The sequence below is a fragment of the Flavobacterium sp. FG19 genome, assembly GCF_057809475.1.
The window spans coordinates 1-1,339 of sequence record NZ_JBMDKA010000074.1; the positions used below are offsets into that span (position 1 = coordinate 1).

Here is a 1,339-nt window from a genome sequence, read left to right on the forward strand (position 1 = left end):
GACACTATCCTAAAAAGTGTGTAAGTTTAAAATAACGGGGTTTGACTTTTTAATTAAAGTTGAACCCTTTTTTCAAATATAGTTAAGAACTGATTTAGTATTAATCCCCAATTATGTATTGGCATTGTCCATTTTTTAGTAGCTTCTCTTAAAGCCAAATATACAGATTTTAAGACGGCTTCGTCTGTAGGGAAAGACAATTTATTTTTGGTGTATTTTCTAATCTTTCCATTTAGATTTTCGATTAGATTTGTAGTGTAAATGATTTTTCTGATTTCTAAAGGAAAGTCGAAAAAGACAGTGAGCTCTTCCCAGTTTTCCTGCCATGATTTTACAGCGTAAGGGTATTTCTGATTCCATTTAGAAGCAAAATCTTCAAGAGCAGCTTTAGCAGCATCTTTTGTCGGGGCATCATAAATTAGCTTCATATCTTTAGAAAATTCTTTCTTATCTTTCCAGACTACATAACGAGCGGAGTTTCGTATTTGATGCACTACACAGATTTGGGTTTGTGATTCTGGAAATACATTTTTAATGGTTTGAGTAAAGCCATTTAAGTTATCTGTAGCCGTAATTAATATATCTTCAATACCTCTGGCTTTCAAATCTGTTAAAACCCCTAACCAAAAGCTGGCGCTTTCATTCTTACCCAGCCACATTCCTAAAACTTCTTTCTTGCCTTCTCTGTTCAAGCCAACAGCAAGATAAATAGTTTTGTTAATCACTTTTGAGTTCTCTCGAACCTTAAAGACAATTCCATCCATCCAGACTATCAAATAAACAGCATCTAACGGACGGTTTTGCCAAGCTGTAATATCATTAGAAACCGACTCTGTAATTCTTGAAATAGTGGATGTAGAAACATCAAAGTTATAAACTTCTTTAATTTGTTCTTCGATATCACTAACACTCATACCTTTGGCATAAAGAGAAATAATCACATTCTCCAGGCCATCGACAATACTTTGGCGTTTTGGAACAATAATGGGGTTAAATGAGGCTTCTCTATCTCTGGGAATTTGAATCTGAGATTCTCCAAATGAGGTTTTTATTTTTTTATTAGAAAAACCATTTCGAGCATTGGAAGAAGCAGATTTTTCATGTTTATCATAACCCAAGTGAGAATCTAATTCGCCATTTAGAATGGCTTCTAATCCTCTTTTTTGAAGTTCAGCAAGAAAACCATTTAGGTCTTCACCTGTTTTGAATTGTTTTAAAAATTCAGTGGATAATAAATCTTCTTTTTTCATAAGACTGTGTAAAATTTAAAATTAAACAAAAAAAAATGAGGTATTAAAACCCCATTATTTTTTACTTACACAGTTAGTGAGACACTACC

1 protein-coding gene is annotated in these 1,339 nt (G+C 33.0%); it reads right to left on the reverse strand.

All coding sequences use genetic code 11. From position 1 onward, the window contains the following. Nucleotides 1-53 precede the first annotated feature (53 nt). Nucleotides 54-1,250: an IS256 family transposase gene (locus ACODST_RS27775; RefSeq protein WP_488935345.1), complete on the reverse strand. Its 1,197-nt coding sequence runs from the start codon at nucleotides 1,248-1,250 to the stop codon at nucleotides 54-56. Between the last annotated feature and the right edge of the window lie 89 nt (nucleotides 1,251-1,339).